15 protein-coding genes and 1 other RNA gene are annotated in these 15,190 nt (G+C 40.6%); 4 read left to right on the forward strand and 12 right to left on the reverse strand.

Going from position 1 to position 15,190, the window contains the following annotated elements; all coding sequences use genetic code 11:
- Positions 1-2: 2 nt before the first annotated feature.
- Positions 3-752, reverse strand: coding sequence for an ATPase domain-containing protein (locus E3E24_RS01010; protein WP_167886490.1), 750 nt, complete (start codon positions 750-752; stop codon positions 3-5).
- A gap of 278 nt (positions 753-1,030) precedes the next feature.
- Here E3E24_RS01010 and priL point away from each other — a divergent pair, with 278 nt between their 5' ends.
- The 3 genes from priL to E3E24_RS01025 are packed head-to-tail and all read left to right on the forward strand — an operon-like array spanning position 1,031 to position 4,120.
- Entirely contained in the window at positions 1,031-2,227 is a 1,197-nt protein-coding gene (gene priL, locus E3E24_RS01015) for a DNA primase large subunit PriL (RefSeq protein ID WP_167886245.1), read from the forward strand.
- Positions 2,220-3,257, forward strand: a complete 1,038-nt coding sequence (gene priS / locus E3E24_RS01020; RefSeq protein ID WP_167886246.1) for a DNA primase catalytic subunit PriS — start codon at positions 2,220-2,222, stop codon at positions 3,255-3,257. The genes priL and priS overlap by 8 nt, the downstream gene beginning before the upstream one ends.
- 2 nt (positions 3,258-3,259) lie before the next feature.
- Positions 3,260-4,120, forward strand: a complete 861-nt coding sequence (locus tag E3E24_RS01025) for a DMT family transporter (protein ID WP_167886247.1) — start codon at positions 3,260-3,262, stop codon at positions 4,118-4,120.
- Here the strand turns inward: E3E24_RS01025 and rnpB are convergent.
- The 5 genes from rnpB to E3E24_RS01050 all read right to left on the reverse strand — a co-directional run bounded on the left by rnpB (position 4,121) and on the right by E3E24_RS01050 (position 7,825).
- An RNA gene (gene rnpB, locus E3E24_RS01030) (RNase P RNA component) lies at positions 4,121-4,445 on the reverse strand. It lies immediately after the preceding gene.
- 39 nt (positions 4,446-4,484) lie between these two features.
- Positions 4,485-6,110, reverse strand: coding sequence for a hypothetical protein (locus E3E24_RS01035; protein WP_167886248.1), 1,626 nt, complete (start codon positions 6,108-6,110; stop codon positions 4,485-4,487).
- A gap of 41 nt (positions 6,111-6,151) precedes the next feature.
- Positions 6,152-6,418: a hypothetical protein gene (locus E3E24_RS01040; RefSeq protein ID WP_167886249.1), complete on the reverse strand. Its 267-nt coding sequence runs from the start codon at positions 6,416-6,418 to the stop codon at positions 6,152-6,154.
- A 6-nt stretch (positions 6,419-6,424) separates the two neighbouring features.
- Positions 6,425-6,832, reverse strand: coding sequence for a DUF61 family protein (locus E3E24_RS01045; protein ID WP_167915505.1), 408 nt, complete (start codon positions 6,830-6,832; stop codon positions 6,425-6,427).
- Positions 6,833-6,868: 36 nt separating this feature from the next.
- Positions 6,869-7,825 carry an NAD-dependent epimerase/dehydratase family protein gene (locus E3E24_RS01050; protein ID WP_167886251.1) on the reverse strand — a complete coding sequence of 319 codons (957 nt, stop codon included), beginning with the start codon at positions 7,823-7,825 and terminating at the stop codon, positions 6,869-6,871.
- A 298-nt stretch (positions 7,826-8,123) separates the two neighbouring features.
- On the opposite strand from E3E24_RS01050, the gene glnA reads away from it, so the two are divergent.
- Positions 8,124-9,575, forward strand: coding sequence for a type I glutamate--ammonia ligase (glnA, locus tag E3E24_RS01055; protein ID WP_206205294.1), 1,452 nt, complete (start codon positions 8,124-8,126; stop codon positions 9,573-9,575).
- 31 nt (positions 9,576-9,606) lie between these two features.
- On the opposite strand, the gene E3E24_RS01060 is transcribed toward glnA, so the two are convergent.
- Genes E3E24_RS01060 through E3E24_RS01085 form a run of 6 tightly spaced genes read right to left on the reverse strand, consistent with a single transcriptional unit; the run spans position 9,607 to position 15,181 of the window.
- The gene (locus E3E24_RS01060; RefSeq protein WP_167886253.1) at positions 9,607-10,446 is read right to left on the reverse strand and encodes an EamA family transporter; all 840 of its coding nucleotides are present in this window, start codon (positions 10,444-10,446) and stop codon (positions 9,607-9,609) included.
- A 9-nt stretch (positions 10,447-10,455) separates the two neighbouring features.
- Complete coding sequence (locus E3E24_RS01065) at positions 10,456-11,220, reverse strand: NAD+ synthase (protein ID WP_167886254.1); 765 nt, start codon at positions 11,218-11,220, stop codon at positions 10,456-10,458.
- Positions 11,221-11,225: 5 nt separating this feature from the next.
- Positions 11,226-11,714 (reverse strand): hypothetical protein, encoded by a 489-nt coding sequence (locus tag E3E24_RS01070; RefSeq protein WP_167886255.1) that lies wholly within the window; start codon positions 11,712-11,714, stop codon positions 11,226-11,228.
- Between the two features lie 36 nt (positions 11,715-11,750).
- Entirely contained in the window at positions 11,751-12,758 is a 1,008-nt protein-coding gene (locus E3E24_RS01075) for an ABC transporter ATP-binding protein (RefSeq protein WP_167886256.1), read from the reverse strand.
- A gap of 10 nt (positions 12,759-12,768) precedes the next feature.
- On the reverse strand, positions 12,769-13,728 hold the full coding sequence (locus E3E24_RS01080; protein ID WP_167886257.1) for an ABC transporter ATP-binding protein: 960 nt from the start codon (positions 13,726-13,728) through the stop codon (positions 12,769-12,771).
- 10 nt (positions 13,729-13,738) lie between these two features.
- Complete coding sequence (locus tag E3E24_RS01085) at positions 13,739-15,181, reverse strand: ABC transporter permease (RefSeq protein WP_167886258.1); 1,443 nt, start codon at positions 15,179-15,181, stop codon at positions 13,739-13,741.
- Between the last annotated feature and the right edge of the window lie 9 nt (positions 15,182-15,190).

A 15,190-nucleotide genomic window follows, 5' to 3' on the forward strand; every position in this document is an offset into this window, starting at 1 on the left:
GTCTAGTAGATTTCTCCACTTGGATAAACAACTATCCCGTGGCTAGTTATTTCAAAGGGATATTTTCTCATTGAGTGTTTTGTTTCACGCATTTTCCTAATAAGCAGATACCTCTTCAGCTCAATGTTTCTCTCTTGAAGATCAAGGATAACAACACCCCTCGCTATGTACTCCTCAATTCCATATCTGCTTATTCTTCCAGCACTTGGGTCAGGAGCCTCAGTTGTCAAAATTGTTGTGACCCCCATTTCTAGGAGGATTGTATTTAATTTCAGGAGAACTTCCCTAATCTGCTTTTCTTCTTTGAGTCTAAACGCTATTGATGGAATAGAGTCAATAACTAATCGCTTTGCATTTATACTTTTGACAACTCTATAAATATACCTCAGGAACTGATCGATATTGAACTTATCCTCAAGAGCAAACTTTTCTTCTGAGGGCAGGCCAACACTTGAACTGACACCATCGACAATAGCAATCAATCCCTGCTCCTCATATTTTTTAAAATCCCAACCAAAAGAGCGCATTTCTCTTCTAAGATCTTTTGCTCTTTCCTCTAAGGTAACAAAAACTCCGGGTTCTCCATACTCCTCTGCACCTTTATATATAAACTGCGCTCCAAAAGTTGTTTTACCAGTACCTGTACCACCCGTTACTAGGACAGTTGTATTTTCAGGGAAACCTCCTTCAATTAGCTCGTCAAACCCAGGAATACCACTTTTGACTCTTTTCACCGTATAAGGTTCGATCATCTCAATCACCCGGTAATATTGATATTACAACATTTAGCTCTTATTAAGTTTTATCTTTCCCCATCTTGTTATGACTAATTTATTTTGGACTGTTAAGCAATATAAAATTTTTGGAGTAAAGTTTCAGATTTTCTGCACTTTCTGCAATCTCAATTGTTAATTTTACAAATTTAGGGAATATCCACAAAAAAGAAGGCAATGATAGATACCATGAGGTAATCTTTTTAGAGAGCATAAGAGTTTTATGCCCAAACTAACAACCTCCTTAAGGTGAGGTCATGCTAGATCCCTTTGGAAAGAGAGCAAGGGAGATATTAAAAGAATTTGAAAACATCAACAGCTTCTTAGAGATTATTCCAACATATCTAGATATAAATCTGGCATTAGAACGAGTTGTATGGTTAAAAGACAATGTCATCCCTAGATACATTTTAGATACTGATGATCTGAAAGACCTAATGGGATTTTACGCCCTTCTAGGTGCTCTAGCATTTTCTCCATATGGATTTGAAATGGAGCTCGTAAAAGAAGCCAACTTAAGAATTTATCTCACCAGAATTGAGAAGTCTAAAAACTTTGAAGAACTATCCCTCTCAATTGAGCCAGTCTCAGAAAATGAGATACCCCAAAGAGATTTAACAATAATTGAAAAACGACTTCACAGCGAAATTTCCCCAGAGGAAAGGGATAGAATTGCCCTCAAATATAAAATTAAGCTAAAAGATTTTCTCAGTTTAAATGAAGGCAGTTTAAAAAGTGTGTATATTAAAAAGGGGTATGCCTATTTAACCAGAAATCAAGTGATAGACCTCTGGAAGAAATCATTTGAGAGAAATCTCGAAAGAGCCGTAAATTTATTATATGAGCTCAGAGATGAACTTCCGCAATATTACCTCCAGCTTTACAACAGATTAAGCGAGATTGCAAGAGAACACTTTAAGAAAAGGTTTGAGAAAGTTGGAAAAGCCAGCACTCAGCCGTTAAGATTTGATTTATTCCCTCCATGTGTTAAAATTGCCCTCGGAGGAGTTCCTAGTGGATTGAGAAACTATGCCATAACTGTTCTGTTAACATCATTCTTAAGCTATGCTAGAATATGCCCCAATCCCCCAAGCAAAAATGTGAGAATCAAAGACTGTATAAAGGATTTGAGTATAATTGAAAAAGAAATTCTACCAATAATAATCGAAGCAGGAAACCGCTGCTCTCCTCCGCTTTTTGAAGACCAGCCGAATGAAATCAAGAACATATGGTATCATCTCGGCTTTGGATATACCTCAAAGCCCAGGCTGGAAGACAGCGGCACCTCCACTTGGTATTTCCCGCCAAACTGCTCAAAAATTAGAGCAAATGCTCCCCAGCTCTGTAAACCAGATAAAGATTGCAAATACATCAAAAATCCCCTCACTTATTATTTGAGAAAGTTGTACTTAGAAAGCAAGAAAGAGAACCCAGGAGAGGAGAGAAATGAGTGAGCTTTTCAGAGAGGTTACAAAGAAGGAGAGACAACTCTACTATGAAAAGGAATGGAGTGCCAAAAAACTCCCAGCATTTATTGTGGAGACTCTTGAAAATAGAGAGTTCGGCTTTGACCATACAGGTGAGGGTCCAAGTGATAGAAAAAATGTATTCCATGATGTTAGGGATTTAGAAGACTATGTTAGAGCAACTGCGCCTTATGCAATGTTCTCAAGTGTTGCACTTTATGAGGAGCCCAGGGAAATGGGCGGATGGCTTGGCGCAGAGCTTGTTTTTGACATAGACGCCAAAGATTTACCTTTAAGGAGATGTAACCATGAAAGTGGAACTGTTTGTCCAATTTGCTTAGAGGATGCCAAAGAGCTCGCAAAGGATACATTAATCGTTTTAAAGGAGGATTTTGGATTTGAAGATATTCATGTGGTTTATTCAGGGAGAGGCTATCATATAAGGGTTCTCGATGAGTGGGCTCTTGAACTCGATTCTAAGGCAAGGGAAAAGATTTTAGCATATGTATCTTCAGCCGAGGAGGTTACATTTGAGGATATTCAAAGCAAGAGGATAATGCTGTCCTCTGGCTACTTCAGGGTGTTCCGTCTTCGCTTTGGATACTTTATAATGCGTGTAAGATACAACCACCTCAAAAACATTGGATTAAATAAAAAGCAAATTAATCTAATTCTAAACAACAGAGAAAACATCTACCAGGGATTTGTTAAAGAGGCAAGACTTACAGCTTTTCCGCAAGGTGTAGGGTATAAAACACTCCTTAGACTCTTTGCATTATCAACTACATTCTCAAAAGCATACTTTGATGGTAGAGTTACTGTTGACGTTAAAAGAATCCTCAGAGTTCCCTCAAGCCTTCATTCCAAAGTTGGGTTTATCACAACATATATCGGGAGCAACGAAAAAGAGCTTGAAAAGTTTAATCCCTTTAGAGATGCTGTGCCAAAGTTCAGAAAAGAAGAGGTCAAACAAGCGTATGAAGAATGGCTCGAGAACAATGAGCTGAAGAGTGAGTAAAAATGGAAATTTCAGGGAGAGTTAAAATAATCTTATCAATGCTAATCTGGGGAAGTGTTGGGATTTTTGCAAGGTTTACAAATTTAAACGGATTAGGAGTAGCATTCTTTAGGGTCTCATTAGGAGCCTCAATTTTAGCGCTGTTGTTTAGTATAAAGGATAAATCTTGGTTCCGAGAGGTTAGTGATACCATTAAACAGAAATTTAAATGGGTATTCCTGCTTGGAACTGCACTCGGGCTAAACTGGGTGTTTTTATTTACGGCCTTTTTGTACACTTCGATAGCAAGGGCAGTCCTTGTTTATTATTTAGCTCCAGTCCTTGCGATACTGATTTCAGCTAAGTTCCTTAAAGAGAGGATTTCAAAATTCCAAATTTCGCTAATTCTAATGGCTTTTTTAGGTTTGATCATAATAATGAGTGAGCAAAAAATAGATTTAACAAACAGAGACTTTGCTGGGATTGTATTTGCCCTCATAGCAGCATTTTTCTATGCATTAATTCCTAATTTGGGTAGATTTTTAAAGGACGTAAAAAGCGATGTGCTGACGTTTACCCAGCTGAGTATAGCATCTATAATCTTGCTTCCTTTTGTTCTCTCCAGTAAAATATCCGTTGGAAAGATTGACTGGTTTGCCGTTGGAATTTTAGTAGCTGTGCACACTGTTTTTGCACTCTTCCTATACATGGACGGATTAAAAAGCGTTAAAGTTAATGAAGCCGCCTTGCTCAGTTATCTTGACCCTCTAAGTGCAGTGGTTTATGCATTTTTAGTATTCGGAGAAGTTCCCACCCTGAGAACAATTATTGGTGGGTTCTTAATATTATCGGCGTCCCTTTTAGATATATTAAAGAGAAGATAGGCGAGAGGGCTATAGCCCGCCTTCTGTATTAAGGGAGCATTCGACTAAGCGGCCAACCACGGGACTCACACCGGGAACTCATCGTCCCTCTTTCGGCCTTGCACCCCGCGGGACGGCCGTTTCACCGATCCCTCCGAGGTCGTCTGCGGGTTAGCTCGGGAGCTGTCACCAGCCCCCTTCGCCGTTTTCATTCCCATCCCTCGGAGGACGTGTCGTTTCTGCGCCGTTGCCCTCCCTCTCGGGAGGTGCCTTGCGGCACCGCGGCCCCGGTGCGGTGGGCGGAACTTCCTCGGGCTCAAGGCCCGGCAACTCCCAGCCCTCTCGCCTAGAAGAGATTTAGAAAAAAGATATTATAAATGTTTGGTCACTTCTTTTTTGGAAGTTCTCTCTTCTCTATGAATTTTGGGATTTTCGGCTTCCTGTATTTGCCTAGAGGTGACTTTCTCTTAGGCTTTGGCCTTTCTCGTCTCCTCTTGCTGGGTTTTCTCAGCCCTACAAGAGCCACTACTAAGAAAACCACAGCTAATGCTACAACAAAATATAATATCCAGTTTTTCTTTTCACTCTTTCCTACGCTTTCTGCTTGAGATGAAGTCGTTTCCTTTGTTCTAATTGTGCTGCTGGAGGATGTTGAAGACAGTGTCTGTGTTGGAGTTTGCTTCTTAACATAAACCGTTCCCTCTCTAATGCTCTCCTTATCAAATGAAGAAAGCACAAACTGATACTTTGCCTCCCCCTCTGGAAGAGTGAACTCAAGACGTATTTCATTTTTTCCCGAAGTCAATACTACTTCCTTCGAGCCCTTATAGAGAGTTCCATTTGCCGCAGTTATCTTATAGCTTAAAACCCCCTCAATTTTTCCCTGATTTTCGTTCATGACTACAACTATAAACTCGATCTTTCCACCATCCAGTGTGTGATAGATTATGCTGTCTATTTTTGGGTACGCTATAACATAATACGCTGTCGATTTTTCTCCAAGAGAGACACCATCATAAGTTACTTTTACAAGAACCTTAACTTCACCGGGAGGCGCCGCTGAGAGTGTAAAGCGAACTATGTTTGTGCCTTTTTGAAGTTGGACTGTCTCAGCATATTTGCGAAGCAGTTCGCCGTTTTTATCGTATGTCAAAAGCGTAACATTGAATTTAATGTCTCTTTCAGCCGTTATTGTAACATAAGCTTCATTTTGAGAATCCTCCATAACTTGAGTGCTCTTTAAAGACAGTGCAGAAAGCTCAACACCAAACTGAATGTAATATTCTTTCGAAAAGCTGTATGTCCCTCCAGGATATTCCAGAAGGTATACAAGTTTGTAGTTTCCGGACGGTAGATCATAAGGAATCGATAGTTCAAACCGAACTATATTATCCCCTTTTGTCAGATTAACAACTTTTGTCATAAGCAAATACTTCTTTCCGTCTCTCTCAAGATATGCAGAGGCTTTCAGCGAAATTATGCTGTTCTTTAAATTTTCAACATGGGAATAAACAACTATTGTTTCCCCATTAAGCACATAGTTAGAGCTAAAAGGCCTCTCTTTCACATAAGTTATGGCTTCCTTAAAAATAAGCGGTTTGTCAACTACTTTCACTGGAACTTTTGCTGTTATTATATAGATATCTCCAGATTCCAAAAAGCCCCAAAAAGTTAAAACGATCTGATAGTTGCCCGGTTTAACGCTTTCATTCACAAAAAGGGTGTAATCTATTTCTCTGCTCTCCCCAGATTTCCAGTCATTGTATATTGTTTTCTGAAGTTCTAGCCTAAATCCTCCAACCTCATTAAGCTTTTCATCCAAAACAACGTACTTGCGGAAGCTTACAACCTTAAAATCAAAATTTTGGTCATTTTTTAGAGTAAAAGTACCTTCTGTATAGTCTCCAGTAAGCACCAGAATCTCACCTTGAGATGAAAATATGACGAATTGTGCCGACGCAAGAGGCAATAAGAGCAATACTACAGCAATGATTAGTGTTACTCTTTTCATTAGCATCCCCCAAATATTTTTGCATTTAGACAATATAAATTTCATGTTAAAAGAAGAACTACTCCCAAGAGTGTAAACCCAAAGAAGACAATTAAACTTACCTTATAAAGGGCAAGTTTTGAGAAGTAAGCTCTGACCATGAGAGCAAGTATTGTGAGCATACTGCCGTAAAAAACTGCGAAAATCCCAAGAGCCTTCTTTATATCGATCTTTAAGAGCAGAAGTAACCCGAGAACTGCTCCAGCCAATACAGTTATGTGAGGCACTGTGAAAAGGTAGTAATTGAGCAAAACCCTATTCTCGTCCATTGGTCCTCACTCCATAATGAATGCATAAGTTGTCGTTGTGGGCAAAGTTTTTCTTATTTTTGGCAGCAAGTATCGAGGGAGAGTGACTTCCTTCTTTTCCTCTAGTATGTCATATGTTCCAAGTATCTTCTCAATAACTTTAACCTCAATTTCCCCTCTAACTCTGAAGTATCCATGCCATGCAGTCGTTATCTCCAGCACAATTGGAAGATTGAGCCTTTCAAGCTCCCATTCCTCTAAGAGGGATTTCAAGTATTCGAGCTCTTCCCTCTTGAAATAGTGGAAGCTCCCATCTCTAAGCTGTACTTTTGGAGTATCCTCATTTAAAAGCTTCGCTAAGCTCTTTCTCGCTCTAGGTAAGTGGAGGTTAATGCGCAAAATTTCTTTGTTTATTATTTCGTCCGGCTGAGTCATGAATTAAATTAAGACATAGGAGAGATAAAAAGCTTTTCACTTTAATGTTCTTAAGAGCTCTTGAACAGTCCTTCTTACGGCCTCGTAACTGTTCATTCTTGGCTTCCATCCTTTGCTTTTGGCTTTTTCAATGCTCAAGCGCATGAACTTCACATCCCCTTTCCATCCCCTTCCTCCATCAACTCCACCTGTAAAGTAGAATTCTGGATTAAGCCCCATCTCTTTGCTAACTATTTCTGCAATTTCCTTAACAGTAATCCAATCATCACTGCCGAGATTATAAACATCATAAACCTTTCCTTCCTCTCTAAACTTTTCAAAAAGGTATAGCATTCCTTCGACTGTATCGCTCACGTGAAGATAACTCTTTCTCTGAGTTCCATCTCCAAGAATTTCTAAACGATTTGGGTTTGCCTTCAGTTTATTTATGAAGTCATAAATCACTCCATGATTTGAGCGCTCCCCTATTATGTTTGCTAACCTAAACACCAAGCTCTTTATATCAAAAGTGTGAGCATAGCCACTTATCAAAGCTTCAGCTGCAAGCTTTGCTCCACCGTAAACACTTATCGGTTCAAGAGGAGCATAATCTTCTGGCGTCGGAATCACCTTTGCATCTCCATAAACCGTTGATGATGAAGTGAAAACTAAATACTCGACTTTTTCCTTCCTCATGGCTTCAAGGAGATTATACGTTATCAGAACATTTGTCTCATACAAAAGCTCCGGACTTTGTGCTCCGATTCTAACTTCTGGATTTGCTGCTAGGTGAAAGACGACTTCAGCTCCTTTAACTGCCTCTTCAGCAACCTTTGGATCTCTTAAATCACCTTTGATGAACTCAAAATTTTCACTATTAAGCCATCTCTCAATATTCTTTAAGCTCCCGGCACTTAAATCGTCGACAACTCTAACATCATGACCTTGCTCCATTAATCTGTCAACTAAGTGAGAACCTAGGAAGCCCGCTCCCCCTGTGACTAAAACTCTCATTCCTGTCACCCTTCAAATTGTCTGAACATCAGGTATATATTCTTTTTGTAGTCATGTAATTACAATTCAAAAAGTTTGTATATACACCATTGAAAATCTGAATTTCAGTGAGTTAAATTTGTTAATTTTGAAATGACAACATAATAACTTTAACATATTTTTGTTTTTCGTCATAGCGATGAAGCCATTTTAGAAGTTTGTCAAAATGCCAACTGTTCAAGCAAAAACCTTATATTGTAAATATTGTTCAGAGTAGAAGCGTTTATATTGAACATTAGAACAATAAATGGTGATCAAAATGAACGAGATAGGAATTGAGAAGGCAAAACAGATACTAAAGGAAAATGGAGTAAAACAAGTGCTATGTGCATTCACAGACGTCAGAGGCTATTTGCTAACATTCTCAATACCAGCAAGAGAATTCATAGAGGGAGATGCGTTCGTTGATGGCATTGGTTTTGATGGCTCTTCAGTTAGAGGATTTAAGACAATAGAGCAGAGTGATATGGTTTGGAAGCCCGACCCATCAACGTTGAGAGTAATCCCATGGACTGACGGAATTCACAAGAGCGCAATAATGTTTGGAGACGTTTATGAAGCTGGAGGGAAGGATTTAGCAGAATGTGACCCAAGAGGATTCGTCGCCAAGAGACTCGAAAAGAAGCTGAAGGATGAAGGAAAATCCGCAATCTTTGGACCAGAGATAGAGTTCTTCATCTTCGATGGGATTGATATCCAAAACCTCTACTGGGACTTGTTTGTCTCACCAAATGGTGGTAAAGGGGATTCATGGGGAGCACCTAGGGTTATGCCAATAAGCAGCGAGCTTGATGAACTTCCAATAATAAGACCAAAGGAGGGCTACTTTAGGGCTCCTCCAGAGGACAGAACCGTAGAGTACAGGAACGAGCTCGTGTATTACTTAGAGCAACTGGGGATTATGGTTGAGTATCACCACCACGAAGTAGCTACGGCAGGACAAATAGAGCTTGACTTTAAGCATTTTGGATTAGTTGGAGTTGGAGATGCATTCTACCTCTACAAGTTTGCAGCAAAGAATATTGCCAAGCTACACGGGTTAATTGCTACATTCATGCCAAAGCCCCTCTACCTGGACAATGCAAGCGGAATGCACACTCACCAGAGCCTCTGGGAAGGAGAACCATTCAAAGGTAAAAACCTCTTCTCTGATCCAGATGACGAGTTTGGGCTGAGTCAGTTGGCAAGATACTATATCGGTGGTCTCTTAGAGCACGCACCAGCTTTGACAGCTTTAAACGCTCCAACAGTTAACTCCTACAAGAGATTAGTGCCGGGCTTTGAGGCGCCAATATACATAGCATGGAGCCCAAGAAACAGGTCAGCGTTGGTTAGAGTTCCTGCCTATTTCAAGAAGCCATCAGCAATTAGAGTTGAGTACAGAGGTGCTGACCCAAGCCAAAACCCATACTTGGGAATAGCAGCACAGCTGGCAGCTGGTTTGGATGGTATAAAGAAGAAGATCGACCCAGGAGACCCAGTCATGAAGGATGTCTATGAGTTAAGCGATAGGGAGAAAAGAGAGCTTGGAATTAAGGAGCTACCAACAACCTTAAAGGATGCTCTCGAAGCATTAGAAAGCGATGAACTCATGAAGGAAGTCCTAGGAAGCCACATATACGATGCGTTCATTGAGCTCAAAACTGCTGAATGGAACCAGTACTGCCTGTACGTAACTCCATGGGAGTTTATGAAGTATTTTGATATCTGAGCGTTTCTTTTCCTTTAGCTTTTTATAATTCCTAAACAAGCACTTCATCCAAATGGACAAGCATCGAACCTCCAATTATTAAAGCCGCCCCAAACAGCTGTTTTAAGGTTAGGGTCTCGTTGAAAATTAAATATGCTAAAACCAGAGCCACAACTGGTTCTATTGTTGCTATAATTGAGGCTTTGCTTACTTCAACTTCTTTAAGAGCTGTATTGTATAAAATATACGCCAGAAACGTCGGGAAAAAAGCGAGTGCAAAGAGGTAAGGAACAGCATTTAACGGGATTCTAAAATCTGAAAATGGGAGTAGGAACAAAGCTCCAAATCCAATAGTGTACAGCAAGGCTTCTTCTGGCCTCTCATTCCTAACTGCTATTTTACCTAAAATACCATATAAAGCATAAGTAAATCCGGATAAAAGCCCTAATGCTACTGCAAGAGCACTTACTTCTTCATTATTGGGATTTACAACAAACAGCACTCCAACGACCGCCATTATCAACGCTGTTGATTTTATCGAAGTTATCCTCTCCTTGAAAATGAAGTATCCTAGTATTGTAGAGTGTATCGGAGCAGTATATAGGAGCAAGACTGCCAAAGACACTGAGGATATTTTCACAGTATAAAAATACAACACATAAAACAAGAAAATGCTAAAAAATCCATAAAATGCGTAAAACGGCAGGCGCTCTTTTTTAATTTTCAGACCTTTTGAGAAATTGTAAACCAAGAGGAGAAAAAACGCAATCAGCACACGATAAAATACCACTGTAAAAGTATCCAAATTAAACTGATACAGCAGTTTGGCAAATATCCCAAGGGTACCCCACATGCTGGCAGCTAAAAAAACTAAAAGATAACCCTTTTTCAAGCTCTCACCTCAAATCTCTGGTCCTATTGGTAGTCTTCTTTTGTGTTCGGTTTTCTTTATTAGGTTTTCAACGTGTTTGACTTTTTCAAGTGGAATACCCAACTCCTCAGCAATTTTTTCTTTTGGCATCTTCAAGTCAACTAATCTGTAAAGGATTTCGTCCAAGAGTTTGTAACTTATGCCAAGCTCGTCTTCATCAGTTTGTCCAATCCAGAGTCCAGCAGTTGGTTTTTTCTTAATGATCTTCTCTGGAACGCCTAACCTCTTAGCAATCTCCCAGACTTCAGTCTTATAGAGGTTTATCAATGGGGCATAATCACTTGCCCCATCGCCCCATTTAGTGTAGTAGCCAGTCAAAAGCTCGCTCTTGTTGCTTGTTCCAAGAACAATGCGATTTTCTTGATTAGCATGAGCGTAAAGTAAAATCATTCTTGTTCTTACCATTATGTTGCCTTTGGTAATTTTGTCCGGCTCGAAATCAAGGCTTTTTTCAAAAGCATCAACAATTGGCTTGATGTTGATGATTTTGTAATTTATCCCAAGGGTTTCACAAACCAGTTTTGCATCTTCCACATCTTGATTCTCATAATAAGGCATTATCAAGCCGAGAACTTTCTCCTTCCCCAAGGCTTTCACTGCAAGGAAAGCAGTTGTCGCACTATCAACACCACCACTAACACCAACCACTACACCATTTGCATTCGCCTCATTGACTTTCTCCCTAATGAAAGAGACAATTTTCTCGATAACTTCCCCATAATCTAGAGTCCTCATCAAAATCACCTTCTCTTCTTCCGTGCTTCTCCAACAGCACTTTCCATAAATCTAATGTATCCATACACACTTAAAGCACTCCCTACAATCATGAATACGAAAGCTAAAAGGGATAAGAGTGAGTAAGGATAATCAATACCATAGACCTTATATGAATAGCTCACATTGCCGCTCTCAACACTTATCTCAGGCTGAGAAGTTGGATTTAGATAGACAGACTGGTTTTTAAGGATGTAAGAGTTGATTTTCCCCTTTTGAATAACAATGACGCTTGCATTTTGGGATGAAAGGATTAAAGTTCTGTTTGTAATGAAATAATTGTTCTCAAAGTTTTCATCCCCAATAATATGATGCCCTATGCTCAGAGTTCCCTCAGAAGAATATGATTTCTCAACACTGTACATTGATACAATGGACAGCAGGAGGGCAAGCGCCAAAAAAATCAATCCACCTTTTATCAGCGGATAATTGATGGCTTTCCTAAATGTAGTCATGATATCACTTCCAGGTAGAAATAAAGAAGGAAAGAGTCAGATTTTACCTACCAGGTGGCACTCGACCCAGTGGTTGTGCTCGTATTCAATGAGTTGTGGATGCTTGGCATCACAGAGCCCTTTCTCCATGTAGATACATCTTGGATGGAATCTGCATCCTGGTGGAATGTTTACTGCGCTTGGAACTTCACCCTTAATTGGCAGTTCTTTGATGATGTTTCTTCTCTCCGGAATTGGCTCTGGAACAGCTGCTAAGAGAGCTCTGGTATATGGGTGAAGTGGATTATCGATGACAACTTTAGCTGGGCCCATTTCAACAATTCTCCCCAAGTACATGACTGCTATCCAGTCGGCGAAGTATCTTGCCGTTGAAAGATCGTGGGTAATGTAGAGGTATGTAACTCCCATCTTTTCCTTGAGCTCCTTCATCAGCTCAAGAATCTCTGCTCTAATAGAGACGTCAAGCATCGAAACAGGCTCGTCTGCAACGATGAATGTTGGATTCAAGATGAGTGCTCTTGCAATAGCAACTCTCTGTCTCTGACCACCTGAAAGCATGTGTGGGTGTCTTCCAACGTAATCCTCTGGTGGAACTATCTTAACCATTTCTAATGCCTTGTAGATGAGCTCTTCTCTCTCTGCCCTTGTTTCACCTATTCCGTGAATTAAGAGAGGCTCCTCAAGAACGTCGTATATTCTGAATCTCGGGTTCATTGATGAGAAAGGATCCTGGAATATCATCTGAACTTTTCTTCTGTACGCCTTAATTTCTTCTTGCGTCTTAAGGTTAGTAACATCTTTTCCTTCCAGATATATTCTACCATCTGTAGGCTCAAGGAGCTTCATGACGAGCTTTCCTGTTGTTGTTTTACCACAACCGCTCTCACCGACTAAAGCAAAGACTTCCTGCTTATGAACTTCAAAGCTAACGCCATCAACAGCTCTAACGAATCTCGGAGGCTCCCCTCTGAGTGCTCCGAGCAATCCTCTCTTGATTGGGAAGTACTTCTTAAGATTTTCAACTTTCAAAATCGGCTCAGCCATCTTTCATCCCTCACAACAGCCAGCATGCTGCATAGTGGTCTTTATCAATCTCCTTCAGCTCTGGCTCCTGCTCTCTACATACCTGCATTGCATATGGACACCTCGGGTGGAATCTACAACCGCTTGGTGGTTTAATGAGGTTTGGTGGTTGTCCCGGGATGAATTCAAGCTTATCAACATCTTCGTGCAGTCTTGGGATTGCTGCAAGTAACTTCTGTGTGTATGGGTGAGCTGGCTCATAGTAAATCTTCTGACTGTCACCAATCTCGATTATCTTTCCAGCATACATGATTGCCACTCTGTCGCTAATCTCTGCAAGAATGCTCAAGTCGTGTGTAATGAATATCATTGAAAGTCCAAGCTCTTTCTTAAGCTTCTTCATTAAGTTGATGATCTGCGCTTGAACAACGACGTCGAGAGCTGTTGTTGGCTCATCAGCAATGACAACCTCTGGTTCGAGAATTAATGCCGTTGCAATGACAACTCTCTGCTTCATACCACCGCTTAACTCGTGTGGATACCTGTAAACAATCTCCGGTGAAAGACCAACTAGCTCAAGGTACCTCATTGCTCTGTCCAAAGCTTCCTCTTTGTCCATACCCTTGTGATAAATAAGCGGCTCAATCATCTGATAACCAATTGTATAAACTGGATTCAAAGCATTCATTGCACCTTGGAATATCATTGAAATCTTTTGCCATCTAATTTCCCTTCTCAACACATCTTCTGGAAGTCCTACAATCTCCCTGCCATCGATTTTAACGCTACCACCGACTATCTTTCCTGGAGGAGTTGGCATTCCCATTAAAGTAAAACCAAGGGAGGACTTGCCACATCCGCTCTCTCCGGCAAGTCCCAAGACTTCTCCCTTCTTGAGCTCAAAGCTAACACTGTCAACGGCTTTGACGACACCTCTGGATGTGAAGTAATACATCTTAAGATCTTTAACTTCAAGGACAGTTCTAGCCATTTTTCACACCTCACAACCTCTTGAGTCTTGGGTTTAACACTCTATCCAATGCTACACCAATAAGCACGAATGTCAATGCGACTAATGAAATTGCCAGTCCTGGTGGAATGACCCACCACCAGTATCCGTTAATTGTTGCGCTGTTTGTCTGAGCATCATAGAGGATTTGTCCCCATGTAACTGCTGTTGGGTCACCAAGTCCAAGGAAGCTTAGCGATGCCTCTGTTAAAACTGCTCCAGGAACGCTCAATGCCATGACAGCAAATGCATATGGCATGATCTGTGGCATGATGTGCTTGAAGATAATTCTTCCAGTTCCAGCACCCAACGCTTTTGCCGCTTCAACATAAGTTTGCTCTTTAATCTGAAGTGCCATACTTCTAGCAACCTTAGCAATTCCCGTCCAACCGAACATTACTAGGAGGAAAACTATTGTCCACAGTGTAACGTGTCCCTTGAATGCTGCACCTAAGAGGATAAGGATTGGCAGTGTCGGGATTGAAGCAACAAACTCGTTAACTCTCTGCATGAACTCGTCCTTCCAGCCACCAAGGTATGCACTTGTAACACCGTAAGCAATTCCGATTAAAACGCTCAAGACTGCAACTGAAACACCAACGACAAGTGAAACTCTTGTTCCCCAAACTAAACCAGCCCAAAGGTCTCTTCCCTTGTAATCTGTTCCCATCAGTCCGTATGTTCTTCCAGTGAGGATAATCTGAATTGGTTTTAAGTCAATTTTATCCCCCTCATTGAATGTGAAGATTTCAACTTGGAACTTGTAGTCTCCATGAAGCGGCTGTGGATTTACAAGTATTCCTGGTTCAGCTTTTGCAAATATAACCTCCATAACATCCATTGTGCTCTTTATCGTCTCCACTCTGCCCTCAAGGTTCTTCGGATCTTCAAATTGTGAAGCCCAGTTGAACACATTGTTCCTAACCGTGCCCATCTTTGCAATTTGATAGATTGAACCCTCTATCAAATCAGCACTTAAAAGCTCAATTTTCTGACCATCCGGTCTGTATACTGAGATAACAATTTGAGCCGGGGAATTCAAATCAGCTAGCTGAACTCCAATGTTCTTTATTATCAAGTCTTTTGGGGGCAAATCATATCTATTGTTGTAGTCAAATTCAAAAGCATAGTACTTTATTCCTCCTCCTAAATCCTCGCCTTCTTGTGTGATCTTTAAGTTGTCATATGTTAGGACTTCGTGAGCTGCAAGCTTCTTCGTTGTGAAGTAGTTGTACCAAACTGGAGGAACATTAGTTGGATTTCCTTCCCAGTATGTAGTCCACTTCTTTGGTATGTCTGGCTCAGTTATGTAGGGTGCCGCTATGGCTGTGAAAACTAAGAGAGCAAGTAAGAATAATCCAAGCAATCCACCTTTTTGCCTTCTAAATTCAAACCAAAAGTCCTTAAGGCTCTCTTTTACATCAACCCATCTCATCTACCTCAC

The sequence above is a fragment of the Thermococcus sp. LS2 genome, assembly GCF_012027375.1.
Classification (GTDB): Archaea; Methanobacteriota_B; Thermococci; order Thermococcales; family Thermococcaceae; genus Thermococcus_B.